The 25,010-nt window shown below is 58.2% G+C and carries 22 protein-coding genes and 1 pseudogene; 9 read left to right on the top strand and 14 right to left on the bottom strand.

Going from position 1 to position 25,010, the window contains the following annotated elements:
• Window positions 1-214: 214 nt before the first annotated feature.
• From ACSQ9D_RS25720 to ACSQ9D_RS25700, 5 genes are read right to left on the bottom strand one after another with little or no spacing between them, the layout of a single operon-like run.
• On the bottom strand, window positions 215-1,729 hold the full coding sequence (locus tag ACSQ9D_RS25720; protein WP_436284681.1) for an ABC transporter substrate-binding protein: 1,515 nt from the start codon (window positions 1,727-1,729) through the stop codon (window positions 215-217).
• A 19-nt stretch (window positions 1,730-1,748) separates the two neighbouring features.
• Window positions 1,749-3,449, bottom strand: coding sequence for a dipeptide ABC transporter ATP-binding protein (locus ACSQ9D_RS25715; RefSeq protein WP_436284680.1), 1,701 nt, complete (start codon window positions 3,447-3,449; stop codon window positions 1,749-1,751).
• A complete protein-coding gene (locus ACSQ9D_RS25710) occupies window positions 3,446-4,297 on the bottom strand; it encodes an ABC transporter permease (RefSeq protein ID WP_436284679.1) in 852 nt (283 codons plus the stop codon). The genes ACSQ9D_RS25715 and ACSQ9D_RS25710 overlap by 4 nt, the downstream gene beginning before the upstream one ends.
• Entirely contained in the window at window positions 4,294-5,232 is a 939-nt protein-coding gene (locus ACSQ9D_RS25705) for an ABC transporter permease (RefSeq protein WP_024318333.1), read from the bottom strand. Before ACSQ9D_RS25705 ends, ACSQ9D_RS25710 begins: the two co-directional genes overlap by 4 nt.
• A gap of 51 nt (window positions 5,233-5,283) precedes the next feature.
• Complete coding sequence (locus ACSQ9D_RS25700) at window positions 5,284-6,174, bottom strand: proline iminopeptidase-family hydrolase (protein WP_436284678.1); 891 nt, start codon at window positions 6,172-6,174, stop codon at window positions 5,284-5,286.
• Between the two features lie 115 nt (window positions 6,175-6,289).
• On the opposite strand from ACSQ9D_RS25700, the gene ACSQ9D_RS25695 reads away from it, so the two are divergent.
• The 3 genes from ACSQ9D_RS25695 (at window position 6,290) to ACSQ9D_RS25685 (ending at window position 8,966) form a co-directional block, all read left to right on the top strand.
• Window positions 6,290-7,072, top strand: a complete 783-nt coding sequence (locus ACSQ9D_RS25695; RefSeq protein ID WP_436284677.1) for a LuxR family transcriptional regulator — start codon at window positions 6,290-6,292, stop codon at window positions 7,070-7,072.
• Window positions 7,073-7,125: 53 nt separating this feature from the next.
• Window positions 7,126-8,040, top strand: coding sequence for a proline iminopeptidase-family hydrolase (locus tag ACSQ9D_RS25690; RefSeq protein ID WP_436284676.1), 915 nt, complete (start codon window positions 7,126-7,128; stop codon window positions 8,038-8,040).
• A gap of 650 nt (window positions 8,041-8,690) precedes the next feature.
• Complete coding sequence (locus tag ACSQ9D_RS25685) at window positions 8,691-8,966, top strand: hypothetical protein (RefSeq protein ID WP_436284675.1); 276 nt, start codon at window positions 8,691-8,693, stop codon at window positions 8,964-8,966.
• 672 nt (window positions 8,967-9,638) lie between these two features.
• On the opposite strand, the gene ACSQ9D_RS25680 is transcribed toward ACSQ9D_RS25685, so the two are convergent.
• Window positions 9,639-9,974 carry a hypothetical protein gene (locus tag ACSQ9D_RS25680; protein WP_436284674.1) on the bottom strand — a complete coding sequence of 112 codons (336 nt, stop codon included), beginning with the start codon at window positions 9,972-9,974 and terminating at the stop codon, window positions 9,639-9,641.
• Between the two features lie 433 nt (window positions 9,975-10,407).
• On the opposite strand from ACSQ9D_RS25680, the gene ACSQ9D_RS25675 reads away from it, so the two are divergent.
• The 3 genes from ACSQ9D_RS25675 (at window position 10,408) to ACSQ9D_RS25665 (ending at window position 12,585) form a co-directional block, all read left to right on the top strand.
• Window positions 10,408-10,530: a hypothetical protein gene (locus tag ACSQ9D_RS25675; protein WP_097527302.1), complete on the top strand. Its 123-nt coding sequence runs from the start codon at window positions 10,408-10,410 to the stop codon at window positions 10,528-10,530.
• 158 nt (window positions 10,531-10,688) lie between these two features.
• Entirely contained in the window at window positions 10,689-10,895 is a 207-nt protein-coding gene (locus ACSQ9D_RS25670) for a hypothetical protein (protein ID WP_436284673.1), read from the top strand.
• Between the two features lie 418 nt (window positions 10,896-11,313).
• Window positions 11,314-12,585 carry a mechanosensitive ion channel family protein gene (locus ACSQ9D_RS25665; RefSeq protein WP_436284672.1) on the top strand — a complete coding sequence of 424 codons (1,272 nt, stop codon included), beginning with the start codon at window positions 11,314-11,316 and terminating at the stop codon, window positions 12,583-12,585.
• Here the strand turns inward: ACSQ9D_RS25665 and ACSQ9D_RS25660 are convergent.
• The 4 genes from ACSQ9D_RS25660 to tnpA form a co-directional block, all read right to left on the bottom strand.
• Entirely contained in the window at window positions 12,492-13,076 is a 585-nt protein-coding gene (locus ACSQ9D_RS25660; protein WP_436285173.1) for a plasmid pRiA4b ORF-3 family protein, read from the bottom strand. The two genes, ACSQ9D_RS25665 and ACSQ9D_RS25660, sit on opposite strands and share 94 nt — an antisense overlap.
• Window positions 13,076-14,734 (bottom strand): IS66 family transposase, encoded by a 1,659-nt coding sequence (gene tnpC, locus ACSQ9D_RS25655; RefSeq protein WP_436284671.1) that lies wholly within the window; start codon window positions 14,732-14,734, stop codon window positions 13,076-13,078. The genes ACSQ9D_RS25660 and tnpC overlap by 1 nt, the downstream gene beginning before the upstream one ends.
• 79 nt (window positions 14,735-14,813) lie before the next feature.
• Window positions 14,814-15,161, bottom strand: a complete 348-nt coding sequence (gene tnpB, locus ACSQ9D_RS25650; RefSeq protein WP_040680928.1) for an IS66 family insertion sequence element accessory protein TnpB — start codon at window positions 15,159-15,161, stop codon at window positions 14,814-14,816.
• Window positions 15,158-15,496 carry an IS66-like element accessory protein TnpA gene (gene tnpA, locus ACSQ9D_RS25645; protein WP_436284670.1) on the bottom strand — a complete coding sequence of 113 codons (339 nt, stop codon included), beginning with the start codon at window positions 15,494-15,496 and terminating at the stop codon, window positions 15,158-15,160. The genes tnpB and tnpA overlap by 4 nt, the downstream gene beginning before the upstream one ends.
• 90 nt (window positions 15,497-15,586) lie before the next feature.
• On the opposite strand from tnpA, the pseudogene ACSQ9D_RS25640 reads away from it, so the two are divergent.
• A pseudogene (locus ACSQ9D_RS25640) lies at window positions 15,587-15,766 on the top strand (mechanosensitive ion channel family protein); the annotation flags it as partial.
• A gap of 183 nt (window positions 15,767-15,949) precedes the next feature.
• Here the strand turns inward: ACSQ9D_RS25640 and ACSQ9D_RS25635 are convergent.
• The 4 genes from ACSQ9D_RS25635 to ACSQ9D_RS25620 all read right to left on the bottom strand — a co-directional run bounded on the left by ACSQ9D_RS25635 (window position 15,950) and on the right by ACSQ9D_RS25620 (window position 21,167).
• Window positions 15,950-16,783 (bottom strand): FkbM family methyltransferase, encoded by an 834-nt coding sequence (locus tag ACSQ9D_RS25635; protein WP_436284669.1) that lies wholly within the window; start codon window positions 16,781-16,783, stop codon window positions 15,950-15,952.
• Between the two features lie 504 nt (window positions 16,784-17,287).
• The gene (locus ACSQ9D_RS25630; protein WP_436284668.1) at window positions 17,288-18,190 is read right to left on the bottom strand and encodes a hypothetical protein; all 903 of its coding nucleotides are present in this window, start codon (window positions 18,188-18,190) and stop codon (window positions 17,288-17,290) included.
• 471 nt (window positions 18,191-18,661) lie between these two features.
• Entirely contained in the window at window positions 18,662-19,750 is a 1,089-nt protein-coding gene (locus ACSQ9D_RS25625; protein WP_436284667.1) for a glycosyltransferase family 4 protein, read from the bottom strand.
• A 73-nt stretch (window positions 19,751-19,823) separates the two neighbouring features.
• Complete coding sequence (locus ACSQ9D_RS25620; RefSeq protein WP_436284666.1) at window positions 19,824-21,167, bottom strand: NAD(P)-binding protein; 1,344 nt, start codon at window positions 21,165-21,167, stop codon at window positions 19,824-19,826.
• A 294-nt stretch (window positions 21,168-21,461) separates the two neighbouring features.
• Here ACSQ9D_RS25620 and ACSQ9D_RS25615 point away from each other — a divergent pair, with 294 nt between their 5' ends.
• Both ACSQ9D_RS25615 and ACSQ9D_RS25610 read left to right on the top strand, forming a co-directional pair.
• Window positions 21,462-23,429 carry a hydrolase gene (locus ACSQ9D_RS25615; RefSeq protein WP_436284665.1) on the top strand — a complete coding sequence of 656 codons (1,968 nt, stop codon included), beginning with the start codon at window positions 21,462-21,464 and terminating at the stop codon, window positions 23,427-23,429.
• A 133-nt stretch (window positions 23,430-23,562) separates the two neighbouring features.
• Window positions 23,563-25,002 (top strand): oligosaccharide flippase family protein, encoded by a 1,440-nt coding sequence (locus tag ACSQ9D_RS25610; RefSeq protein WP_436284664.1) that lies wholly within the window; start codon window positions 23,563-23,565, stop codon window positions 25,000-25,002.
• The last annotated feature ends 8 nt before the right edge of the window (window positions 25,003-25,010 follow it).

The raw sequence follows: 25,010 nt of genomic DNA, 5'->3' as shown, positions 1-25,010 counted from the left end.
TGTTGAGCTGAAAAGGCGGTCAAAGAGATTGCCAAAGGCTCAACTATGGCCACACTCTCGATCAAATCGGAGAAGTCACAGCAGGCGTGAGCACCGCTAGCCGTCAGTTTTCATATCCCGGTCCCCTGGCCCAAACTCTTCCATATGGAAACCATCCGCCTGCCCCCCGCTGTCCAGGCCCAGCCAGACGCCGAGGCGCCTGGCTGCTGCTTCATCAGTTTTTCACGGTGTCTTCGAGGAAGAACCGGCCGAGCGGGTTCTGGTAGAAGTTCTCGATGTTCTTGCGCGAGACGTTGATGTAGGGGCTGTAGTAGAGGTCGATCCAGTGGACGTCGTCCTTGGCCGTCTTCTGGATTTCGACATACATGGCCTCGCGCTTCTTCGGATCGAGTTCCAGGCGGGCTGCGGCCACCAGATCCTTCACCTTGTCGCTCTTGTAGCGGGTCATGTAATTCATGTTGGTGTCGTGACCGAGCACGAAGGTCGTCTTCTGGTCCGGGTCCAGAATGTCGTTCGTCCAGTACATGACCGAAATGTCGTAGTCGCCGGCAACCAGCATGTCCCAGCTCTGGCTTGGGTCTACCTTCTGCAGGTTGACGGTGACACCGGCCTTGGAAAGCTGCTGCTGCAGAAGAACGGCGATCTGCTCGTCGACTTCGTTGCCGGCATTCACCACGTAGTTCAACGCCAGGTCGGACGCGCCGGCCTCGGCCAGCATCGCTTTGGCCTTTCCCGGATCGTAGGGATACTGGTAGTTGTCGTCGTAGTGATAGAGCGACCCCTTCGGGATATAGGAGTTGGCCACGGTTCCGATGCCGAAGGTGACTGTATCGACGATCGCCTTCTTGTCGATCGCCATGTCGAGTGCCTGACGCACCTCCTTCTTGGCGAGCGCGCCGTGCTCGTGGTTGATCAGCAGATGGTCCTCACGTGTCGACGTATCGATCAGTACGTTGAGATTGGCATCCTTCTTCAGCTCTTCGACCCGCGAGAAGGGCACGAAAATCGCCGTGTCGAGCTGCCCGGCCTGCACGTTCAGCATACGGGTATTGTCGTCTGGCACCGAGATCCACTCGACACCGTCGAGCTTCACGCGGTCCGCCTGCCAAAAGTTCGGGTTCTTTTCGAGAATGACGCGGTCGCCGCGCCGCCATTCCTTGACGGTGAATGCGCCCGACGACGCGGTCGGCAATTCAGCAAAGGCGTCCTCACCAGCCTCGACAGCCTTCTTCGACAGTACCGAAACGTTTGGAAGCGCCAGCGTTGACAGGAAAGGCGCGGACGGCGTCTTCAGCTTGACAGTGAGCGTCTTCGGATCGGTCGCCTCTGCGGTCTCGACGATCTTGTAGCTGTCGCTCCAAAGCGAAGCCTTGTTGTCGCGGATACGCAGAAGGCTGAAGGCTGCATCCTCGGCCGTGATCGGCGAACCGTCGGAGAATTTCGCGTCGCGGATCTTGAATGTGTAGGTCAGTCCGTCGCCGGAGACGGTCCAGCTCTCGGCCAGACCCGGCTCCAGCTTGGTGCCGGTCTTATCGACGCGGATGAGCACGTCGAAGACGTTGGAGAACACCCAGTTGTCGACGTTCTGGGCTGACTTGATCGGGTCGAACGTGGTCGAGTCCTCGCGACGGCCGATGCTCAACACGCCGGCAGCTTCGGCGAAGCTGGCGCTGAGACTGAGGGCAGCGGCAAAGGCCGCGAGCCCGATGGATTTCCACTTCCTGTTCATGATGTCGTTCCCTTCGTTTTTATGGAATGCGCTTGATGGATAGGATGTTGTCAGAGGCAGTTTGAATATCGCCAAGCAGCGGCCTGTCCGGGTTGATGTCGGGGATCGCCGCCACCAGTCGAGCGGTGTAAGCGTGTTTCGGACGCGCGAAGACCTCTTCCGACGGACCGTCCTCGACCACCTCGCCGCGATACATGACGATCGTGCGCGCACAGAGATTGCGCACGATGGCCAGGTCATGCGCGATGAACAGCAGCGTCAGGTTCATGCTTGCTGCCAGCTCGCGGAACAGGTCGATAATCTGCGCCTGAATCGTGACGTCGAGCGCGGCCACGCATTCGTCGGCGATGATCAGCTTCGGGTCGACGGCAAGTGCGCGGGCGATCCCGGCGCGCTGGCACTGGCCGCCGCTCATCGAGCGTGGCTTCCGTTTGGCGAACTCCCGCTCGAGCCCGACGAGATCCAGCAATTCTCCGATCCGCGCAGGGATGTCCGCCTTCGGGACCTGGCCACGCACCGCCAGCACCTCGCCGATGGTCTGGCCGATGGTCATCCGTGGGTTCAAGGCGTTGAACGGATCCTGGAAGACCATGGCCGCCTCGCGCCTGAGCTTCGCCAGGCTCGCGCTTTTTTGCAGGGCAAGATCGGCACCCTCGAAACTGATGTGCCCGGAGGAGATCGGCGTCAGACCCAGTATCGCGCGTGAGAGCGTGCTCTTGCCGCTGCCCGATTCCCCGACAATGCCGACCGTCTCGCCCGGCATGATCTGCAGGCTGATGCCGGAGACGGCACTGACGGTCTTTGCCGCAGTTCCCTTGAAAAGGCTGCCGCCGACCGGAAAGCGCACATGCAGGTCGTCGATCTCCAGTATCGGCTTCACCGCCGCCGTCGTCGGCAGTGCGGCGCTTCTTGCTTCAGGAGCGCCATCCGGCATCGACGGGTGGCTGTGAATGAGCTTGATCGTGTAGGGGTCCTGCGGGTGCGACAGGATCTGCCGCTTCGGGCCCTGCTCGAGAAGCCTGCCGTTGCGCATGACCGCGATCCGGTCGCAGGTTTGCGCTACGATGCCGAGATCGTGGGTGATGAGGATGATCGACAGGCCGCGCGTGTCGCGAAGTTCGATCAGCAACTGCAGGATCTGCGCCTGGATGGTCACGTCGAGCGCGGTCGTCGGCTCGTCGGCGATCAGGATTTTCGGATTGCAGGACAGCGCCACGCCGATCATGGCGCGCTGGCGCATGCCACCGGAGAACTCGTGCGGATAGCTGTCATACTGACGAGGCGGGTCTGGAAAACCGACCTGCGACAGGATCTCGATCGCGGCCGCACGGGCTGCCCTCCCGTCGAGGCCCTGATGATAACGGATGCCCTCGGCAATCTGATCGCCGATCCTCATCACCGGATCGAGATGGCTCGTCGGGTTCTGGAAGATCATGCCGATCTCGCTGCCGCGGATGTCGAGCATCTCGGCATCGCTGACGGCAGTCAGGTCGCGCCCTTCGAGAAGGATTGAGCCGTCTTCGATCCTCAATCGGGAGGATGGAAGCAAACGGATTAGCGAGCAGCAAAACAGGCTCTTGCCGGAACCGCTTTCGCCGACCAGCCCGAGTATCTCACCCTTTGCCAGATCGAGCGATACGGCATCGAGCAGAGTGCGCGTTTCATCGTCGAGATGCGCCTTGACCGTGAGACCGCGAACCGAAAGTACGGAGGCGCTCATTCATGCACTCCGAGCAACTCGCCGAGTGCATCACCGAGAATGCTGAAACCGAAGGCAAGAAAGACGATGGAAAGGCCGGGAAACAACGTGATCCACCAGGCTGTGGTGATGAAGCTCTGGCCTTCCGCGACCATGACGCCCCATTCGGCAACCGGCGGCTGGACGCCGAGCCCAAGATAGCTGACAGCGGCGCCGCTGAGCAGGACGAGCACGGCATCGGACATCGAAAACACGATCGATCCGGCAATGGCGTTCGGCAGCAGATGGCGGAACATGATCCGCATGCGGCCGAAGCCGAGGCTGACCGCTGCCACGGCGTAATCGCTGTTTTTCAGGACAAGGATCTGCGCTCGAATCAACCGTGCGTATGAGACCCAACCGACGAGAGCCATGGCGATGTAGAAGCTGCCGAGGCCCGGCCCGAGGATGGTGATGATCGACAGCATGAGCACCAGAAAGGGAAAGGCCATGATGATGTCGACGATCCGCATGAAGATCGCATCGACGATGCCGCCGAAGAAGCCGGCGACCGTGCCGACGACCGTGCCGATCAGGAACGGAAAGGCGACACCGATCACCGCGATCTGCAGGTCGATCCGTGCACCCCAGATGATGCGTGAAAGGATATCGCGACCGAAGTTGTCGGTACCGAGTGGATGCAGGAGAGACGGCAATTGCAGGCGCGCATTGCCGTCTTGAAGGATCGGATCGTACGGTGCGATCAGCGGCGCCGCGATTGCCACGAGAATGAAGAACAGCAAGATCGATGCACCGACGGTGAGCATGGTGCGCCTGCCCAGGAGCGTTCGCCAGCCCGCAGCGGAGGGTGAGACGGCCATCGGACTCATAGCTTCACCCGCGGATCGGCCGCGACGGTGGCAATGTCGGCGAGGAAATTGACGAGCACCGTTGCACAGGCAAAGACCATGGCGACGCCCTGCACCACCATGTAGTCGCGCGAGAAGATGGCGCGCACCAGCAACTGCCCCATGCCCGGCAGCGCAAAGACGCTCTCGATGACGACGGTTCCGCCGATCAGCCAGCCGGTGTTGACGGCGAGCAGGTTGATGGTCGGCACCAGCGAGTTCGGCACCACGTGACGCCAGAAGACGATGCGCTCAGGCATGCCGCGAGCGCGGGCTGCCGTCGCCACATCCGATTTCAGAGCCTCGATCATTGCCGTCCTGAGGCTGCGTGTCAGAACGGTCGACAGCGACAGCGCGATGGTGAGGCTCGGAAGAATGAGATGAGAGAGCTTGTCGGCGATCGTCGATCCGTAACCGGAGACCGGCAGCAGGTCGAGCTTGACGCTGAACAGGATGATCAGCATCAGGCCAAGCCAGAAGGGCGGGAATCCGATGCCGAACGTCGAAATGATGCGCACGGCATGATCCGGCGCCCGCCCCGCGTTGCGCGCCGCGATTGCCGCAAGCGGCACGGCGATCACGACGGACAGCACGATGCTCGAAATGACGAGTGCGATCGTCGGCTCGATACGCGTCGCGATGAGTTTGAGCACATCGATCTTGTAGAGGATCGACTTTCCCATCTCGCCGTTGGCGAGGTTTCTGAGGAAATAGAGATACTGCAGCCAGATCGGCTCATCGAGGCCATATTGGGCGCGGATGTTGGCGATCGCCGTCGGCGTGGCGCGTGTGCCGAGCAGCACGCGCGCCGGATCGCCGGGAATCAGCCTCACCAGCACGAAGGTGATGATGCTGATGCCGGCGATGACCGGCAGGAACTGGAGAGGCCTTCGGAAAACGAACCTATAGCGATGCATGGCGATGCCGGTGCCTCCGTCGTCTGATGCTGTCGTCTGCACGCTTATGCATCAGTTCGACCTGTTGCGTGCCAGGAAATCGAGAAGTGCCGGATAGTAGTCCGCCGGGTTTTCGTAGAAGGGCATGTGGCTTGCGTTGGCGAACACCTTCAGTTCGGCGTTCGGGATGGCGAGTTTCATCTTCAGCGCGCAGGCCGGCGTCAATTCGTCATGCTCACCGCAGGTGATCAATGTCGGGACCGTCATGGACGGCAGATCCGGAACGCGGTTCCAGTCCTTTAGGTTGCCGGTATAGAGGAATTCGTTCGGGCCCTGCATGGTGCCGTAGGGACCCATGTTCCAGTCGTCGAGCGATCGGCGAACAGGTGCGGGCCATTCCATCAGGCGGCACACGTGGCGATAATTGAGAATGGTGACGGCGGCGAGATATTCGGGGTGGTCGTACGTGCCCCGGGCTTCGTGCTTCTGCATCATCGCCACCGTTTCCGGCCCGAGTGCTGCACGCAACCGCTCTAGTTCCAGGATCAGATGCGGTATGTCCGCAACGGTATCCTCAAGGATCAGCGTCTGCAGGTTGCCAGGATAGGTGAGCGAATAATCGATCGCCAGCCACCCACCCCAGGAGTGACCGAGCATGTGCACCTTGCCGAGCCCAAGCGCCTTGCGCACGGTCTCGGTCTCTTCGACATAGCGGCCGATCGTCCAGAGTGATGGATCGGTCGGACGGTCCGACGCGCCGGTCCCGAGTTGATCAAAGGCGACGACGCGGTAGCGTTGATCGATCAGACAGGAATGCGCCTCGCGCAGATAGTCGCAGGGCAGTCCCGGCCCGCCATTGAGGCAGAAAACCGTCTCCGCTCCATCCCCGAAACTGTAGGCCACCACCTTGTGGCCATCGACTTCGATCTCAAGTCGAGCATCGGGCTCGATCTCACGCCACATTGACCACTCCGACGAAGAAAATGCTTGCTTAATATTTGGGCACCGCTAATTTTTACCTCAAATGATGTCGGGCGCCAGCTATAAGAAGTGATAGGATCGGCTCGAGGAGCCAGCGATGATTGACGAAATCGGCACGATCAGACGACAGTTCACGGATCATGAAACGCTGGACGGCCGGATCGACCAGGTCTTCGAAGCGATGAAGGCTATCGGTTTCGAGGCGCTGATCTACGATTATACGCCGGTGCCCTACGATCTCGACGGCGAAATCATGATTCCATCGCTGCTGAAACTACGCAACATTTCCGACGACATGCATGACTACTGGTTCAATCACGGTTATTTCCGCATCGATCCGGTCCAGCAGGTGGCGCTGCGCACGTCCACCCCCTTCTTCTGGAATTACGATGGCGAGGCAGACACGCTTATCCGCCGTTTCATGACCGAGGACACAGCCCCGGTCGCGCGTTATCTAAGCGAAAGGGACATGTCGACCGGCGTTACCGTGCCGGTCCATATGCCACGCGGCGACTATGCAACCGTCACCGGTGTGCGCTTCGGCGGCGACCGGGAATTCGAAAGGCACGCGCTGCGCTACATCGCCGACTTCAACCTCCTCGCACACGTTTTCCATGAGGCCGCCTATTCGCTCTTCGATACGAAGACGTTCAGCACCGGCAAGGCACGGCTGACGGAGCGCGAGCGCGAATGCCTGCGCTATTCCGCCGAGGGCCTTTCGGCCAAGGAAATCTCCCGCGCCATCGACCGCTCCGTTCCCACCGTCGTCATGCACCTCAACGCTGCGGCCAAGAAACTCGGCGCTAAGAACCGCACCCAGGCGGTCGTTCGCGCCACTCATTACCGGCTGCTCGAGGACCGCCCATCCTATAACTTGTGATAGCTGCCACGCCTCTTTCAGCCGCGTTATGCTTTTCCATCGATAGCCACGACATGGAGAAGCACGTGAACGCAATTGCGTCGAAGGAAGCCTTCCTGCCCTTTCGCGAATACCGAACCTGGTATCGCGTCACCGGGTCGCTCGACAGCTGCAAGTTGCCGCTTGTCGTCGCCCATGGCGGTCCCGGCTGCACGCACGACTACGTCGACAGCTTCAAGGGCATCACCGAGATCGACGGACGGCCGGTCATTCACTACGACCAGCTCGGCAATGGCAATTCCACCCGCCTGCCGGAAAATGGGCCGGACTTCTGGACCCCTGGTCTTTTCCTCGAAGAATTGGACGCGCTCCTGAACCACCTGGGCATTCAGGATCGCTACGCCTTCCTCGGCCAGTCCTGGGGCGGCATGCTCGGCGCCGAGCACGCCGTGCGACGGCCGAAGGGGCTGAAGGCGCTCGTCATCGCCAATTCGCCGGCCAACATGCACACCTGGGTTGCGGAAGCAAACCGTCTGCGCGAGGAACTGCCGCAGGATGTGCAGGACACGCTCTTGAAGCATGAGAAGGCCGGTACGATCACCGATCCTGAATACATCACCGCATCGCGGGTCTTCTACGACCGCCATGTCTGCCGCGTTTCGCCATGGCCTCCCGAAGTCGCGCGCACCTTCGCCATCATGGACGAGGACAATACCGTCTACCGCAACATGAATGGGCCGACCGAATTCCACGTCATCGGCACGATGAAGGACTGGACGATCGAAGACCGTCTGCATCTCATAGAAGCCCCTACCCTCCTGATTTCAGGCAAATACGACGAGGCCACACCGCTCGTTGTGAGGCCCTATGTCGACAAGATCAGGGGATGCGAGTGGGCGCTATTCGAAAACTCGAGTCACATGCCGCATGTCGAAGAAAAGGCGCTCTGCTTGGAAAAGGTATCTAGCTTCCTCTCGCGCTTCGATTGAAGCGCAGAAGTTTTTTGCCCCCCACGCAAAAAGCCCTCCGTGTGGCGTGGTTGTTTGCGTTGTGTGCGTTTTCGGCTGTTTTGATTGCGGGGGCAAGATTTCCCCTGCGGCCTTCAGGCACAAAGACAAAATATGCAAAAAATTACGTCACCTCGTTTCCATGTTGGTGATCCGCCCCGCGACGCAGAGTGTTGTCATGTATTTGATAAGATCGCCCGGACGATTGTGATCGCAGCGACAAATGCTGGATGGCGCGGGGGGAGGCAGCGCTGACGCTGGCGGATGCTGCCGAGCGCTATGTACTTTATCTGGTTTCCCCTGTTCGGCTGTACCTTTTAGCCGCAACCCTCGGGCGCAGACTGAGTAACTCTTTGTGCCAGAAGCCTCCTAGGAAGCGTGACACAACCTTCCTTGATACGCCGAGGTCGGCGGTCCTGAATCTCTGAAGCAGACACGCCCTCACCCGAGTGCAATGGTCCTTACATTGGTCAGTTCGGCCAATGGTGGTGGACCCTGCGGGTATTTCGCGCGCCTCTATTGTATCGCTCTTGAATCAACGCCACTTGTTAATATGGGTCTGCACCCGACGGACATAGGCATTTTTTCTGGATCCGATCGGACATCTCCCTGCTCAAGCTGGAGACAATACGATGGATGATCTGCGCAAAATTACCGAGATGAATGTAGACGAGCGCATTGCAGTTCTTCAACAACTCTCGTCGCAGCTGAGATCTAGGTCGAAGGAATCCGCCGCGGCTGACGACGATATGATGCGACAGAGATTGGACGAAATCGGGCGCATCGTGCAGGCCCATTGCCGTCATGTTGCTGGCAATAACGCGGTCGACTCCGCTCAGATCGTCCATCGAGCCATATCTGCCCTCGCTGCTTGTCAGTTCAGCAGCCAGCAAAGCCCGCGAAAATAAGCAAACTTAGCGTAGCGGCATATATCGGACCGTCGAAAAGGAGGCAAGATGCCTTACCGTCAAAGGAAATCCGGCCAAGCAAAGGAAGAGACAGCGTTTATCCAAAGCGTGCAAAATGAGGCTGGGTACGCCGGGCAGCTCACAGCCACGAACAGTCAACAGTCCGATGGCGCCGCGCGACTGTTGACGAAATTGTTCAGGGAAGGTGTCACAGATCGTGGTGCCGAGCTATTCAGGGTATTGTGACGACCAGAACAGCAAATGACACTCACGCAGGCCCTACGCTACAAAGCGCTGCGCCCTCCCAGGAACCCGTCTCTTCACAGAAGGATCGATTGCAGGCCGATTTGGCGCGAACGCGAAAATACCTGACAGATGATGCCATTAAAATTGCGGCCCAAGAGGCTCGGATTTCAGGCGCAGGGCTTCGAGGCGAACCCACATCACTGGCTCGGCAGGAGTTGGACAGCAATTTTGCCCGGCAACGCTATCACCGCTTCGAGTTGAGCTTGATCGAGGCACGGATCAGAGCTCAATAAAGCTCCGCTCGTTCCAATGAGCGCCAAGCTTATACGAACCTTCAATAGGTCATCTCACTGAATAAGTGGCGTGTCTGTCATCTGACAGCACTTGAGCTGCCATTCCTACCAAAGGGACGACTGAGCTGTGCTGCTATTGGGACCGCTGCAACGCCGGCCGCCTATAGAAGTAATATTGTACGAGACCTGCTAAGATCGATGTCGCCGCCATCGTGACGCCGATGTGCAACCATGGATGCCGCGCCTCTTGAACCAATTGAACAGTTTCGGTCTCGCCGTGGACCGAGGTAAGCCGTTCCCGCAGGTCGGAAACCTCCTTCCGCAACCAAGCGATTTCCCGTTGTGCCGGCTCAAGGCTGTCCGGTTCGCTCTCGTCGAAGACCTCGTCCACCGGCATCTGATCGTCCAGTTCCGCAAGTTGAGCGGCAAGCTCCCTGCTTTTGAACCCTCTGGCGCGTGTGTTTGTCATCTTGCCCTCGTGTTCGGATGTAGCATTCCACCGAGAGATAACGCGCCAGGTTTCCAAGGGTTCTTTCCGCACTTCGATTGAAGGCATCGCCGGCCGCCCCGCGAGCCAACGCGGAACCTATAGGGATACGACGAGTTGTCAGTCTACGGACGTGTGTTCACGATCCGGGAAACGAGGAACATTCAATGAAAAATATGATCTGGGTCGCTCGCCGCAGCGTCGGCGCTGACGGCGGCTGCGCAGACAAGCCCAGCACTTAAGGGCGACGACACCCATGCGAAGCGTGACGAACTCGTAGCAGCCATTATGGCCGATATCCAAGTTCCAGTGGACGTCCTCGCAAGGTCAGCACGAGTTGCAGTCGCTCGCTATCTGAAGCGCAGCGGACGCCGCGCTTTGGGCATCTCGACCAAACGAAACCTAGGAAATCGCTATGAAAAACCTCATTCCCGCTCGCTTCTATACCTACGATTTCACGCGCCTGTTCGTATCGCTTGCCTTTACTCTGGCGATTGCAGTGATTGTCTATTCCGTCCTGTTCGGGCGCATCCTGTAGTCGTCTGATCATGCGCGCATCCGCTCTACGAAGCGCGAATCTGGACGGACGTTCGGGGGCCGCGCCATTGAACGAAGCTGGTAAGTTATCCCGACATTAGCTCTCTCAGGTGAGTAAAATGGACTTGGCATTGGGAAGAGTGGGTCGGGACTTTTTCCATGACACAAGCTCAGGCTTTCGCCTTCGCCATTCTGATCGGCCTGATGGTCGCTTTCATCTGGGGACGACTTCGCTACGCAGTTCTCGCGCTGCTTGCCGCAATTTTCACCGGCATCGTACCGCACAAGGCAGCCTTCTCCGGCTTCGGGGACGACATTGTCGTCATTGTAGCCAGCGCGTTTGTCCTAAGCGCAGCGGTGTCATAGGGGCATTCCTCCATCGCGTCGCACCTAGCGTGACCTGCGTGCAGGGGCAGGTTGCTATTCTCGTGACGACCGTTTCGGTTCTCGCCGTCTTCATCAAGAGCCCGTCGTTCGGAGCGCGGATCTTATCCGATGAGATCCGCATCCCGTCCATCTGATCTGGCTGCAGGTAGTGCAGGGAGCTGATAGCGCGCTGGGCATGGCCGGCCGCGACAAGATCGCGGCTTATTGCCGGCGAAATTCTTGAGCCGGGAGTGAATGGCCACGGGTGGCGGTGCATCCTTCTTTGCCGTGGCATCCGAAGGCTTTAGTGATTGCTGAACAATGCCTGCTAGAGCCGCAGCGACGCAGATGCTACGATTCAGATCGGAAAATCAGCGGTACCCCGGAATCTGAGAGCAAGCACATAAGGGGAGTAGTGGTGGGTTTCGAAGAAATCTTCAGAGAAGCTGAGGTTTGGGTCCGGACGGTTCTTCTAAATGCATGGACACTCTACCAGTGCGGGTTGATTGTCCTGGGCTTCCTGTTTTCGACATTCGCCGCAAAACGCATAGAGCCCGTCTTCGAAGCGCGAGCGCGCAAGATCAAGGGAAACCCGGACCTACTACGCGTTATTGTTGCCTTCCTTAGACGCTTGCGTTGGCTCTTCCTGATCGTATGGTTGTGGCTCGTGGAAGGCGTGCTCTTGCGGTATGCGTGGCCCTCCCATCGATGGCTTATCACAACGGCGCTTGCACTCACGGCTGCATGGTTCGTCGTAGCGGTGCTGACGAGGATCATCCGCAATCAGACACTCGCACGCGTCGTTGCGATTGGAAGCTGGTGCTACATCGCCCTTTACACGGTTGGGCTCGATGGCCCGGTCCTTGCGGGTCTCGACAGCGCTGCGGTGAGCATCGGCACGGCACGACTTTCACTGCTCTTGATCATGGAAGCCATCGTTCTGGCGGTTACCCTGGTTTGGCTCGCCATACTGATTGGAAACGTTTCTTCTCATTGGGTTCAGCGGTCCACGGACCTTTCCCCCTCGTTCAAGGTCCTCATCAGCAAGCTTATCAAGATCGGCTTGATCATACTGGCAGGGGCGATCACGCTGTCGACCACGGGTATTGACCTTACGGCCCTGACCGTGTTTTCGGGTGCGGTGGGCGTCGGTGTCGGTTTCGGTCTACAAAAGGTCGTGTCGAATTTCATCTCCGGGGTCATTATCCTGCTCGACAAGTCGATCAAGCCAGGCGACACGATCTCACTCGGCGAAACGTTCGGCTCGATCAGGGATCTACGCTCCCGTTTCGTCTCGGTAATCACCAGAGACGGCAAAGAATATCTCATCCCGAATGAGGACTTTATCTCGCAACAGGTGGTGAACTGGTCGTTTTCCAGCGACTACGTCCGTATCGAAGTCGATTTTGGAACGTCCTACGACAGCGACCCGCATGATGTTGTGCGCATCGCAATAGAAACTGCAAAGAGCATTCCTCGCATCGCAAATACCTATTCTGCGCCGGTGTGCTGGATGACGGCCTTCGGATCCTCTTCGCTCGATTTCAAGCTGAGGTTCTGGATTTCTGATGTAAGCATTCGCCGAGGACCGCAGGTTCAGGCTTTCTTGCGTGCTTTGCGTTTCCACTTGGCGGCTAGCGCATCCACGTTTTTGCGAAGGTTGACGGCATCGACTGTGGTCGGATTGTAGTCCGCGCTGCCCCACCATTCGAGAAGCTCATCGTGGCGCTCGTGAGTTTTGTCGGCAAGCGCTTCGCGGAACTCCTCATATCCCCAAGGGCCGCCGACGTCCTCTGGAGGACACCGCCCGACAACATCCAGCAGGATAGGATCATCGAGGCCAGCGATAACCGGAAAGGTCTTTTCGATCTTGACGGTGTGCGTCCAGCCATCGCCGAAGTCATAGAGGTACTTGAACGATCTCGCGCCGATATCTTCGATGGCAGAAAGAAGTGTCGCTTTGCGAGCGTCGATGGGTTCGTCAAAACCACCGTCGGGAAGGCCGAAGCCGACGTCACGGATGCGGAATTCGTAGAGATGGCTGCTGGTCCACCCGAAAGCCGCCTGAAGAACCTCATGAAGCCGGTTAAACCGAATGCGGAACGGTACGACAATGCGCCGCATCACCAGAGGTTCAACGTCATCGAGCGTGACTTTCAAACGGACGAGAGAGGCAGCCATCAGGCCGCCTGCGGCAAAGGTGTCGTCACGGTATTTGTCCAATTCCAAGGAAGCAGTTCATCGATTCGGTTTGCCGGATGATCGGCGATCCGGGCAAGGACGTCGGCAAGCCAGGCCTGCGGATCAATACGGTTCATTTTCGCGGTGACGATCAAGCTGTACATGGCTGCCGCCCGTTGACCGCCGCGGTCGGAGCCGGCGAACAGCCAGGCTTTTCTTCCCAAAGCAACACCACGCAGTGAACGCTCCGCACAATTATTCGACAGGCAGATGCGGCCATCGTCGAGGAACCGGGTAAAGGATTCCCAGCGGTTCAGCATATAGTCGAACGCTTTCGCCAGATCGTGGTCGCGAGACAGCTTGGCACGTTGATCGCGTATCCAGATCTCCATTTCGTCGATCAGCGGCTTGCTACGCTGCCCACGGGTTGCCTTCCGCTCATCCGCAGTCTGGCCGTTGATCTGGCGTTCGATCGCAAACAGCGCATCGATCCGCTGGACCATCTTGAGAGCGACCGGCGAGATGACCGCAGGGCGTTTGCCTTGCGCTTTTCGACGTGCATTCGTCTCCAGATCGGCCAGCGCGAAGAACGGCCGCCTTGCATGTGCCCAGCACGCTGCCTCATAAATCGGACCCGGACTTCGATCAGGAAGATAGAGCTGGGTATAGCCGGTATAGGCATCGGCCTGAAGGATGCCGCTATAATTGGCCAGGTGGGCTTGAGGGTGTTCGCCGGCTCGATCCCGGGAATAATAGAACATGGCTGATGGCGGCGCAGATCCGCCGAACGGAGCATCGTCTCGCACATACGACCAAACGCGGCCCGTGGCAGTCTTGCCGGCGGCCAGAACCGGCACCGTCGTATCGTCGCCATGAACCCGTTCGGCCGCAAAGGTATGAGCTTCGATCCGCCTCAGCAGTGGCTCAAGAACATGGCAGCAGGAACCGATCGCGTCAGCCACGGTCGACAGGCTGATTGGCACACCTTCCAACGCAAAGCGTTCGACTTGACGATTGAGGGGAATGTGCTGGCCGAATTTGTCGCAAAGGATCATCGCCAACAGGCTCGGACCCGCCCACCCCCTCGGGATAACATGGAAAGGTGCAGGCGCCTGACTGATCGTCTCGCAGTCGCGGCACGAGAACTTTTCCCGCACCGTCTGGATAACCTTCCAGGAGCGCGGAACGCTCTCCATCGTCTCGGTGATGTCTTCGCCGAGCTTGCGCAACCGATCACTGCCACAGCAGTGACAGGCAACCGGACCAGGCACGACAACACGTTCACGCGGCAAGTGAGCGGGAAACGGCTTCTTGACGGGCCGTTTGCGGGTGAAGCCGACGACAGCGATTGGAGCCGCCGCGGCGACGGCCATTTCGGCAGCAAGCTCATCCTCAGTGGCGGCAGCCTCGGCGTCCTCCAGCATCAGCTCCATCTGCGCAATCAGCCGTGAGGTTCGTTCCGACTTCCGGCCACGCAACTGCCTTTGAAGCTTTTCGATATGGACTTTCTGCCGAAGAATGATGGCCTGATCATCGGCTTCCTTGGCCTTGGCGACGGCAAGTTCGGCCACCGCAGCGGATCGTTCCGCCCGTGCGACAATCAGCTCTGCCTCAAGGGCAGCGGCGTAATCGAGGTGCTGTTCCGAGCCGGTTTCCATGCTCGAAGTGGACCACAAAACCGCTGATTTGCATAGCTTTTCTTCGGATTCCCAGCCGCAAATCCCGGCAAAATATGCGCTATCCGGCGCTCGTCGGACGCCAGGTCTGCAGCGGGTTTCGCCAGTCGATCCCCTCAAGCAGATAGGACATCTGACCGGCAGAAAGAGCGATCGCGCCACCCTCGGTCGCGGGCCAAACGAAACGGCCCCGCTCCAGGCGCTTTGCATAAAGCGATAGCCCGATCCCATCGTGCCACAGGGCCTTTATCAGTCGTCCATTTCTCCCGCGGAAGACAAAAACGTCACCTTGGAAGGGGTCACGACCGAGACCTTCCTGCACCAGAAGTGCGAGCCCCTGCATCCCCTTGCGCATGTCGCAGTGACCGCTCGCGATCCACACCCGCACCCCGGAGCTGATCGGGATCATTTGAGTGCTCGCATGACCGCAGCCGCCAGTTCGGCAGGTGCGGTACAGTCAATTCTCACCTTCGCGCCATTCGGGAAGTCCACGAACATGGCCGTTTCGACCGCGCCGTTACCCGGAAGGCCAACGACCCTCGCTGGCACGAAGACAGGGCCGACTTCTGCAGCCAAAGCCTGCCGCCGCCAAGTATAAATCAAACCGGTCGAAACATCGAAGCGACGCGCAACTTCGGAAACAATCCCATCCGGCGCAAACGCCGCCGCCAGTATCTCTGCACGCTCATCTCGGGACCATCGCCGACGTCGCTCTCGCCCGGTCAATAAAATTGCCTGTGACATCAGTCCTCAATGCGCTCTTAAGTCCACTCTTAAGAGCGCAAACTCACAACATCAGAACAATTCCGCAAGGTGGCCCCCGCCGAAGGCGTACTTTCTGATCCAAGCAACGGGCTGACCAACATTCGCGGCGAGGTACTCATGGCTTTGTGGGACGCCTTCAAGCAAGCGGGGATTTCGGTTCCCTTCCCGCATCGCGAAATCATCATGAAGACGCCTGTCGAAATTGCTCGGCGCCCCTCTGAACCGGGATCGAGCACCCCACATCGATGACGTCCTTTGTTGCAGCCAGCAGTGCCAAGTGGCGCCTTTCGGGGAAGTGCTGGGAGCAAGAGACCACTCGCCCTGCCCGGGCGGTGTGCCGAGGCGGCCTGCCGCCAATGCTACAGGCCTCGAGGCGCCACCCGTCCAAACAAAGCCAGTTCCATTCACGCGCTTGCTCAGATCAGAACGCCGTTACGACGCCGGCGCGACGACTTCCTTTTTCCGTCCGTCGCGCAGCCTGGCAGATACGTACCAGCCATCCCACTGCGAGAATTGCTCGAAGACGCGGCGATATCCCTTGCTTTCCAACAATTTCTGTATCGCGGCTTCGGTCTTAGGATTGTTCTCCACCGATATCAGCTCGAACTTGCGGTCAAAGCTGAAGGCGGACAAAATATCGAGTTCACTGCCTTCCGTATCGATCGACAGATAATCCACCACAGGTGGCGCATGGTGAGTTTCCAGCAAATCGTCCAGCGAAATTGTCTCTACCTGTATTTGCCTTCCCTTCCTGCGCACCTCGGAGAAATGATCCCCTTGAGAAAAATCGGCAATTGAACTCAGCTCCGGGTCGACGTCGTCGGTCGCTATAAAGGTGACCGTGTTATGGGATTGAGACGAGACGCACCGATGGTCGATAGAGACATTTCTATTTGCGGCCAACTCCGGATGCCAAATGGGGTTGGGTTCAGCGAGGATACCGGACCAGCCAAACTTCTTCTCAAGCAACCAGGTGTTGCTATTTTTCAGGCCATTCGTTGAGCCGAACTCGACGAAAAAGCCATCTCGTTTTTCGGATAACTCGTAGCAAACCCACAGGTCCTGTAGAATCTGTGCTCTCGACCAATCCCGCCGTGACAAGCAATAACTGATAAAGCTGACGTCATCATCCAATATGATGTCCGCGACCTCTGGCCTGTTGAGGCGAATTGCATTGAATACTGCCTTCTGCAAATTCTTGTTTTGGTGCAATCTATTGAAGATCATCGCCATACTCGAAAGTGCAAACTTTCTTGCGTCCAGCATATTGCCTATCCGTTTTACGCGTTGAGCGACATTATCGTCGCATGGTCTTGGCACATCAATGACCGTTCTCGGGTGGTCGCAGGGGACAGAAAGGCATCTGTTGTCGGCCACGAAAGCAACCCTTCCCGTCCCGGTTTGTCGAGCGGTTGTATTGGAGCAGAATGCATGTTGCCCGCCCATCAACCCGTGCCCGCTCAGTGTTGGCCCAAACAGGCCCGAGCGAGCCGTTCGAAGTGAGCGCGAACGTCAGCTTCCGTTGCAATCCCGTACGACACACGCTTTGCCTCGATGAGGACGCTTCGCGCGCTTGACAGCTCCACGGATGTCGACCTCGCCGAGCTCAAAATACTCGCGGCGACGCCGACCATCTCATCCATGTTCATGCCAGCCTGCTGTTCAATCGCGTTCATTTGCTTCCCTCTTCTGGTCGAGCATGATGACGCCCGCAAAAATCCGACAGCTGTTCGCGACCGGAAGGGGCGAGACGGCGGCGCACCGTTGCCGTCAACTGTTCTGCGCGGGATGATAGTGACGCCAGGTCCTGCCGATGCTGGGTATCAACTGCCCCATGACCGCTTTGATGCCGAGCGCCTGTCCGGACAACCGCATGCGGTAATTTTCGGTCATGTGAACCATCACATTCTCCGGATAGACATCTCGAAAGAATGAAAGGCCTCCAGTCTCTTCGAGCTTCTGGTGGAAGAAACTGCCGGCCGGCGGTGCCATGTTCTTCCAGTATCCCATCTTGGAAAGGATGTTGTTGAACAGATGGATCGTCGCGGCGCCGCGGCACTTTTCCCTGCATTCGTCGGCAAACTCCCTGAGGAAGATCTTAAACAGGTCATAGTGTTCAATCGGGTAGAACACCGAGTGGCTGGTTGTCTCGATTTTCTCGCGAAGTTCGTTGACAACCTGCGTCAGCAGAATCGGCCCGGTCTGGCCCCAAACCAGGTTCCTGCCAGCAACAGCCATGGATTGTTCAATGAGCTTGTCCAAGGTCTGCTGTGATCTGATGTAGAGGACGGCGTTGTTCAGGCCGCCTTGCTCTTCTCGCACGACGATGTCATCGGGCAGTTCGTCCGGAAGCCTTTTGATCATAAGGACGTCGAGGTCGGTCCACACCAGACCGCAGTCCCTGATCATTTTGTAGCGAAACAGATTGGAAAACGGCGTCAGATGCGGTTTGCCGTTCAACAGGAAGCTTTTCGTCAACTCTTCTGGAAGAAGGTCCGCCGCGTTGCGCAACTCCACGCCATCCGGGGCATTTTCGATCGGTTTGTATGAAAAGAGTATAAGGCGGTAGCCATGCCTGATAAACGAATGAGCGCACGCCTGCTCAAGCGCATCAAGGCGCCCTCCGTACCAGAACGTTCCAAAGGTCCTTGGGTCAGATGGCTTGTCCAGCATATGGGTTCCCTCCGATCGAGCGAGATATCAAACCGGTGTTTCAAACAGAATGCGAAGTCGTACCTCGAAGGGCGCCGCAACCTTCGTTCACGACCGCTAAAGCCCATTGCAGGAGCCGCCACCCTAGGCACATCGCAAGGAATGGCCCGGGCGCGAACAACTCCGCATGAGCGGCGTTGTGGTGTTTCGCAGCCGCGTCTAGTTTGGCTGACAAGAGCGTGGCAATATTCCTGATTGCGATCTCAGTGTTGGCGATGACTTGCGATTTTCCTCCACATCCACGGTCGTTTCGTTTTTTCGCGGCGAATAGAAGTAATGGCAGCCCACAGAAGGCATTATGTTCCTAGTTTCGGAACGATCTCACGAAACTAACTACATTGCAGTGCAGCATACCGATTAATTATCCGCCAATCTACTGATTTATTGTGAAAAATATTTATCGCACTGCACGCCATGCTGGCGTCAAATAATCTATTTCTGTTCAGCAGCCGCCATCTTCGCCCGCCTTGGCGCCGCCGCCGCTAAGTATACCTGCATCGTCTCGCGGGCTACACGGTCGATCGTCAGATTCTCGATGCGCAGTTGGCTCTTGACCTTCCATGTTGCGATCTGTTCGGGCACCCGCAACAGGTCGGAGATCGCATTTGCAAGCGATGACGGGTCGCGCGGCGGCACAAGAATTCCCGCTTTGCCGTCCTCCAGCAGTTGCGGGATGCCATCCACTTCAGTGCCTATTATCGCGCAACCTGCCTCGCGTGCCTCCGACAGGACAAGCGGCGCGGGGTCGGCATGCGAGGGCAGGACGAAAATGTCGGCAGCCAGCATATACGGATAGGGGTCCCTCGCAGACCCAACAAAAGTGACAGCGGCTGCGCAGGCGAGAGACGAAACCGTTTCCTCGTAGGATTTTCGAAATGGACCGTCGCCGACGACATAGAGACGCGCTGCAGGAAAGCTCTCGTGGACAATATCGAACGCATGAAACAAATCCGGCAGGCCCTTGCGAGGGTGGAGCCCACCGACAAAAAGAATGCTTGGCGAGAGCAGCGCCGCCGGCTCCTCCATTCGCCCTTCCAGCCGGCTCGAACCAATTGTTCCATTGAGGACAACGTTCAACTTGGAAGCAGAAACACCTCTCCTTTGCATTGCAGCCCCGACAGCGTCGCTCACAGCAATCACACGTGTTCCCAGTCCCATTAACGTCGCGCTCTTCTCGAATTCGTTATGAACGGTTGTGATGAGAGGTATCCCGGCGATCTTGCAGATCGGGAATGCCAGGACCGCGCTGGTCATCATATGCGCATGGACGACCTCGGCTCCAAATTCGCGAATGTGACGGCGCAGGCTAAAAACGGCTTTGGCGAGGCTCGGGATACTTCTCTTATGATCGACGCGCACCGTCGAAACGCCCTTGCTGTGCAAGAGTGGGTCAAAGTCCCCTCCTCCGCTTGCGATGCAAACATCATGCCCGAGCGCGGCCTGAGCGCAGGCCAGATCGACTGCGGCATGAACATGCCCGTTCTGGCGCTGGGTATGGTTGAGGATATGCAGGATCCGCATCGTTCGTCATGTCCTTCGCGCTCTGGCAAGCCGAGCTCGCCTCTTCTTGCATTTCGGATGTCGGCAGTCCCTGTCAATTGCCGAGGTGGCCACCACTCACGCCGATTGCGGCCTCCACCTCAATCGTCGACACCCTCGCCGTCGGCTGGTAGTTGAACCCGCCCTGGCGCCCGATGGACTCGATCCCGAACATGCGCAGCTTTGAAATCGCGTTCGCGGCGTTCTGGGCGGCCCCCTTGCTGTAGATCGGATATGCATTCTCGAGGACTTGACTACCCTCGAGCTTGAGGTCGCCGGCAAACATGCCGTTGCCACATGCGTGTTGCCGAAAATCGCCCTCGGCCTCGTCAATAGTCCCGACGTGACCGGCAATCACCTCGACTGCAAAATACTCCCGCCCGTTCACGCGGCCGTAGAAATCCGAATAGACTGTCAGTCGCTTCCATGCCCCGGTGTGCGAAAAGTTGTAGATGATGGACTGGGTGAACCCGCGCTCGCCCGAGAAGCTAAAGTAGAGGGAAATGAGGGTGATGGTCTTGAGCACTGGCTGCGACGCCATCCCGCAAAGCCTTTCGGCAATGGCAATCGGCACGGTAGAGACAATGCGCTGAGCGGAAACGACGCCGTCCGCCAGTGAGAGTTCAAAACCGCTCGGCACCTTTTCGACGCCGCGCATTCCCGCCGACAGCCGGAAGACAACGCCATCACGCTCGAGACGACGGGCGGCCGGCTCGTAAAGGGTGGCAAACCCTTCTTTTGGCCGGGCCATCTGCCGATTTCCCGGGCCGGCTGCACGCCTCCTCTTGAAGGCGCGCCTCGTCAAATTGATGACCGATGCATATTCGCTTATCCATAGCATCCGCTTCCTGGCCAGATCGAGATCGATGTCTTCGGCGGCAAGACCATAGAAGCGTTTCATATAGGTCTCCAGGCCGGATCGGTGAAGCAGGTGGCTGCCGATCCAGTAACGCGCAAAATCTCGTGCGTTGGCCATGCGCCGCAAGAAGACCCGGGCGAAGAGCACCGACGCAAAGATCCGTACCAGCCCTGCCGGACCCGCTGCAAGAATGTCGTCACGGATGGAGATAGGATAGGTGGTTATCTTACCCTGGGGATTGAGACGCCCCCAGCTGGGATCAATCGGCACGTAATAAGACAGGAGTTCGGGGAAATGTCGAAGTAACGGTGAGTCGTCCTGGAAAATGAGACTTCCAACGTCGAAAGTATATCCCTCTGGCGATGTCCAATCCATGTGGTTGCCACCCGGATGGCCATAGTCATCGACGACGACCACCCGCTCGCCCCTGCTTGCAAGAATGGACGCTGCAACGAGCCCGGAGATCCCCGCGCCGAGAACGATCACATCGAAATGCTGGGCTGCGGACATCTGCATCGCCTGATGGCTCGCGTCATCCATCGATTTCGCTCCATATGCCCTCTTTGCTGCAATGCGACATTAATATCTATTTTCGCGCGAGTCGATGACGCAAAGCAACAAATCTGTAATTTATTCTAACTTTTGAATATTTTCAGCACGATAGACGTACTTATCAAGAACAATGATCTTTTCGTCTTGCTATAAATCAATCGATGTTGTTACATACCTTCGGCCCCTCACTCGCGGGTGCAGCATTTTGTCCTCACGAGCACGACGCTGTATGTGCCTGCACTTGCAGACGGGACCAGATTGATCGATGGCAAAGGGTATGCAGTGTTACGGCAAAACCTCGATCTTCTTTGCAGCCCGTTGAACGGGATTGGCCTGATTTCCACCGACGTGTTCGACACGTTGCTGCTGCGTCAACCGAAATCACAGCGTTCGCGTGTGATGGAGGGAGAGCGACGCTTCGCACGCCTGTTGAAGCAACGAGGTATCCATACCAGCGCCGAGGAACTGTTTCGGGTGAGGTTGCTCGCCGAGAAGTTCGCATATCGGGCGTTGAACGTCGGAGGCGGTGCGGGAGAAGTTCGCCTGTCGGACATTATCGCGCGGCAGCTGGCAATGCTCGGCCTGCCACCAGAGCTGTTGCACCGACGCATCGGCCTTGAGATGGACATCGAAAAGACGTCACTTTCGGCCAACGGCCCATTGGCGATGGCGTTGCGACAACAGCGCCAGGCTGGCGTTAGAGTCATCGCCGTCTCTGACACCGGCCTTCCCGCCGACCAGCTCTCCGAATTGATCGCTCACTTTCATGGCCCCGGTCTCATCGACAAGGTCTATTCGAGCGCCGACGCTGGCGCGAGCAAGCGCTCCGGACGACTGTTTTCAGCCATCCTTGCCGCCGAAAACATTTCCCCCTCGGGAATGCTGCACATCGGCGACGACCATATTGCCGATCACGCGGTGCCCCGGAGGATGGGTATCCATACCGTCCATATGCCCAAGAGCCGTATCCGGCGCTATGCCGCGCGCGCCGATGGCGCGCGTAGCGAGGCGCTCAGAGGCTTACGCCGTCAGCTAGCGCTTTCTGGTCCCGCATTTCGTGCCGTGAGTGATAGGAATTCGTTCGGTCATGAGGTTTTTGGACCGATCGTCGCGCAATTTTGCCTCTATATTTGGCTGTACGCAACACAGGCTCAGGCGCAGGGGGACTGCGCGCTGGCCTTCTGCGCGCGAGGGGGCATTGGTATTCGACAGGCATTTGAAGCACTCCTTGCAAGGTTGCAGCTGCCTCTCGACATCCGGCGCGAAAACATCCTCGTTTCGCGACTGGTTGCGGCACGCACAGCGCTGGAAACGCGCAACGGCGCCGTCCTCGACGAGCTTGGCCGGGAATTTGCAAAAAGCAGCTTTGCGGAGGTGGCGCATGCATTGGGGGGTGCCACATACGAATTGCCGCCCAGTTGGGATGCCACGTTTGTACCCGCGCACTTCTTCGACATGTTGAGTAGCTCTTCGGGCCTGCCCGTGCTTGAGGACGTTGCGCGACAAAACCAGCTGTTCAAACGTCATCTCGACATGGCCTGCGGCCCCGCGACACGTATCATCCTTTGCGACACCGGACTCTATGGAAGTACCCAGCGGCTGCTGGCTGCGGGGCTTCCAGAACGGCATTTCGAAACCATTCAGTTTGCCCGCTGCAATTACAAGGGGTTAAGCGAGGACCATTTTCCTGATGTGACGGGACTGGTGGTTGAGGCGAACCTCTACAATCCGCTCAGGATCGAGACGGTTGTGCTGCGCTACTGGCACATCATAGAGAGCCTCTTCGAGCCCGCCATTCCTTCGGTGCGCCACCTGACGGAGCGCGAAGATGGCACAGTGTCTGGCAACGCCGGTGCGATCGCTCACGATGTCATCGATGCGACAGCAGGCAACCCGCTGCTTTCAGGTGTTTTGGATTATATCGACCATGTCGAGAGCGGCGCCCAGGTGATGCGGCAAGCCGACGTGGCATGGCTGCGCCTGAAGCGCGCAATCACCAATCCCACTGCCTTTGACATGGTGGCTCTCGGTGTCGGACCGCGCTCGATCGATTTCGGCCGAGGCGAAAGCGTTCACGTGTTGGCGCAGACGGATCGGACAGGGCTTGCGAAGCAGCTGAAATCGACGAAATCGCAGCTATGGCGAGAAGGCGCCATTGCGCGCGACTTTCCTCGCATGAAGTCTGCCCTGCTTGCTGCACTGGAACTGGCGCATATCCTACGAGGAGTGTCGGCACATCTTTATCGATGAGCACCGTTGAGGAGCGGTTCTGGCTCATCGTGCCCGGCTTTCAAGGCAAGACAGACGTCATAAGGGAGGTTAGTCGGGCTTTAACGCGGAGCTGTCTGCTCGCCGCATCAGGGCCGAGGTGTTGGAGTGTGTAATGCTGGCATTTAGGGCTATACAAGGAGCCGGGTGGCTTGTCTTCTCGCGCTTCGTCGGGCGGATCATCGACTTCTTCACGCTGCTCGTTCTCGCGAGAATACTTTCTCCAGCGGATTTCGGCCTGGCGGCGCTTGCAACCTCTCTCGTCGTCATCGTCAATACGGTGCTGGAAATTCCAGTAACACAGGCGCTTGTACGCCTGCCAGCTATCGACAAGAGCCATCTGGATACTGCGTTCACGGTCGGACTTATCAGAAGCGGTCTCATTGCAGTCATCGTTTTCGCAGCCGCCTGGCCGTTTGCATTCTTTAATCACGAGGCAATGCTCCTGCCACTTGTTGCGGTTCTCGCGCTTGGTCCGATCTCCAGAGGGCTTGTAAGCCCCGCGATGGTTCAATTCGCACGCGAACTCGGCTTCCGGCAGACGTTCATCCTGGAGTTTTCCGGCAAGCTGATCGCGAGCATCATCGCCACGCTCATTGTCCTTTCGGGCGGTGCTTATTGGGCGATCGTTGCCAATTTCGTGATCGCTTCGGCCGCGTCCAGCATCGTCTCCTACGTGCTTGCCCCCTATCGACCCGCCCTGTCCTTGTCGCGGTTGACGGACTTTGCCGGATTTATCGGCTGGTTCAGTTCCGCGCAGCTGATCTCGGCACTCAACTGGCAATTTGATCGGTTTCTGATCGGATCGCTCGCAGACCGGTCAACGCTCGGACGCTATGCCGTTGCCAGCGACGTATCCGTCATTCCAACGCAAAGCATCATAGGGCCTGCCTTGCAGCCAGTGATGGCAGCATTTTCGCAGATCAGTCATGACCGCGTACGGACCAAGTTCGCCTTTCTCAAGGCTGCTCGGTTTGCCATGCTGATCTCAGTACCGGTCTGCATCGGCATGTCGTTGACTGCCGACCTTGCGACCGTCCTGCTGCTCGGACAAAAATGGAGCGAGGCGGCTCCAATCCTGAGCCTGCTTGCCCTTGCCGTGGTGCCGATACCCTATTTCCAGACGCTCTATTCCGTCAGTCTCGCGCTCGACCGGCCAAACATCATCTTCCGCCTCAACGCGGTCGACCTTGGCATCAGGCTGATACTGCTTCCGCTTGGATTCTACCTCGACTCGATAATGGGTGTGAGCGTTGCCAGGATTGTACTGTCGTCTTTGATGTTTGCGTTCTATCTGGGCGAGGCCCGAAGCCTTCTTGCCCTCGGCATCGGGGAACAATTGCGCAACCTTTGGAAAGTCGCATTTGCGTCAGCCGTGATGGCGGTTTCGGTGCTGTTTCTTCGCGAGGGCCTCGCCGCACAGCAATTACATCCCGTCGTCGAACTGGCGTTCGTGGCGACGATGGGCGCGGCAGCCTACACCGGGACATTGCTCCTTCTCGGCATCAGGTTGATTGCCGGACGCGGGCACCTTGAGCTCGTCGACAGGAGCTGAGCTCGCGC

This window comes from Rhizobium sp. LjRoot258 (assembly GCF_964254185.1).
Taxonomy (GTDB): Bacteria; Pseudomonadota; Alphaproteobacteria; order Rhizobiales; family Rhizobiaceae; genus Rhizobium.
Note: the sequence above shows the minus strand (reverse complement) of the source record. Positions and strands in the feature narration are given on the sequence as shown.

Coding starts and splice junctions, on each gene's coding strand:
- ACSQ9D_RS25720 (WP_436284681.1), bottom strand. CDS start 1,729: ATGAACAGGAAGTGGAAATCCATCGGGCTCGCGGCCTTTGCCGCTGCC.
- ACSQ9D_RS25715 (WP_436284680.1), bottom strand. CDS start 3,449: ATGAGCGCCTCCGTACTTTCGGTTCGCGGTCTCACGGTCAAGGCGCAT.
- ACSQ9D_RS25710 (WP_436284679.1), bottom strand. CDS start 4,297: ATGAGTCCGATGGCCGTCTCACCCTCCGCTGCGGGCTGGCGAACGCTC.
- ACSQ9D_RS25705 (WP_024318333.1), bottom strand. CDS start 5,232: ATGCATCGCTATAGGTTCGTTTTCCGAAGGCCTCTCCAGTTCCTGCCG.
- ACSQ9D_RS25700 (WP_436284678.1), bottom strand. CDS start 6,174: ATGTGGCGTGAGATCGAGCCCGATGCTCGACTTGAGATCGAAGTCGAT.
- ACSQ9D_RS25695 (WP_436284677.1), top strand. CDS start 6,290: ATGATTGACGAAATCGGCACGATCAGACGACAGTTCACGGATCATGAA.
- ACSQ9D_RS25690 (WP_436284676.1), top strand. CDS start 7,126: ATGGAGAAGCACGTGAACGCAATTGCGTCGAAGGAAGCCTTCCTGCCC.
- ACSQ9D_RS25685 (WP_436284675.1), top strand. CDS start 8,691: ATGGATGATCTGCGCAAAATTACCGAGATGAATGTAGACGAGCGCATT.
- ACSQ9D_RS25680 (WP_436284674.1), bottom strand. CDS start 9,974: ATGACAAACACACGCGCCAGAGGGTTCAAAAGCAGGGAGCTTGCCGCT.
- ACSQ9D_RS25675 (WP_097527302.1), top strand. CDS start 10,408: ATGAAAAACCTCATTCCCGCTCGCTTCTATACCTACGATTTCACGCGC.
- ACSQ9D_RS25670 (WP_436284673.1), top strand. CDS start 10,689: ATGACACAAGCTCAGGCTTTCGCCTTCGCCATTCTGATCGGCCTGATG.
- ACSQ9D_RS25660 (WP_436285173.1), bottom strand. CDS start 13,076: ATGGCTGCCTCTCTCGTCCGTTTGAAAGTCACGCTCGATGACGTTGAA.
- tnpC (WP_436284671.1), bottom strand. CDS start 14,734: ATGGAAACCGGCTCGGAACAGCACCTCGATTACGCCGCTGCCCTTGAG.
- tnpB (WP_040680928.1), bottom strand. CDS start 15,161: ATGATCCCGATCAGCTCCGGGGTGCGGGTGTGGATCGCGAGCGGTCAC.
- tnpA (WP_436284670.1), bottom strand. CDS start 15,496: ATGTCACAGGCAATTTTATTGACCGGGCGAGAGCGACGTCGGCGATGG.
- ACSQ9D_RS25635 (WP_436284669.1), bottom strand. CDS start 16,783: ATGCTGGACGCAAGAAAGTTTGCACTTTCGAGTATGGCGATGATCTTC.
- ACSQ9D_RS25630 (WP_436284668.1), bottom strand. CDS start 18,190: ATGCTGGACAAGCCATCTGACCCAAGGACCTTTGGAACGTTCTGGTAC.
- ACSQ9D_RS25625 (WP_436284667.1), bottom strand. CDS start 19,750: ATGCGGATCCTGCATATCCTCAACCATACCCAGCGCCAGAACGGGCAT.
- ACSQ9D_RS25620 (WP_436284666.1), bottom strand. CDS start 21,167: ATGGATGACGCGAGCCATCAGGCGATGCAGATGTCCGCAGCCCAGCAT.
- ACSQ9D_RS25610 (WP_436284664.1), top strand. CDS start 23,563: ATGCTGGCATTTAGGGCTATACAAGGAGCCGGGTGGCTTGTCTTCTCG.